Origin of the sequence: Mycobacterium persicum (assembly GCF_002086675.1) — a bacterium.
Lineage (GTDB): Bacteria > Actinomycetota > Actinomycetes > Mycobacteriales > Mycobacteriaceae > Mycobacterium > Mycobacterium persicum.
On the sequence record NZ_MVIF01000285.1, the window covers coordinates 1 to 721 of the forward strand.

1 protein-coding gene is annotated in these 721 nt (G+C 68.8%); it reads right to left on the bottom strand.

The annotated features are described in order from the left end of the window. Positions 1–552: PE family protein (locus BST40_RS28415; RefSeq protein WP_083156637.1), on the bottom strand; the 552-nt coding region annotated here is incomplete at its 3' end. Positions 553–721: the final 169 nt, after the last annotated feature.

Here is a 721-nt window from a genome sequence, read left to right on the forward strand (position 1 = left end):
GCCACCGGCACCCCCGTTCCCGGCTACCGCATCCCCGCCCTTCCCGCCGATCCCGCCGTTGCCGAGCAACCCCGCGGCTCCGCCAGCACCACCGACCTGACCCGGCGCGCCGGAACCGCCGTTACCGCCGTTGCCGAGCAGGAGCCCGCCCGGCCCACCGGGAGCGCCGGTGCCGTCGGCGCCGTTGGTGCCATTGCCGATCAGTGGGCGGCCGAGCAGCGCCTGGGTGGGCGCATTGATCAATCCCAGCAACTGTGCCAAGGGTGACGTGCTGGCCGCCTCGGTGGCCGCATACGCGCCGGCACCCGCCGTCAACGCCGCCACGAACTGCTCATGGAACGCCGACATCTGGGCACTGAGGGCCTGATACCCCTGTGCGTGCGATCCGAACATGGCCGCTATCGCAGCGGACACCTCATCCTCGGCCGCCGCAACGATCGCCGTCGTCGGTAAAGCTGCAGCCGCATTGGCGGCCGTGAGCGCAGAGCCGATACCCGCCACATCCGACGCCGTTGTCGCTATCCATTCCGGCGCCGCCACAACAAACGACATGTGCAACCTCCCGACAAGAACAACGCAACGGTTGCCAGGGACTATCGAGCACTCTGCAGCAACAGATCCTATCCCCGCAGCGAACACCTCGAGGCGACTTCAGCGTGTACGTTGTGGTGGCCGCCGGCGGCTCCGGCGTGCACCAGCTGCCAGGTGTCGCGGGCATACA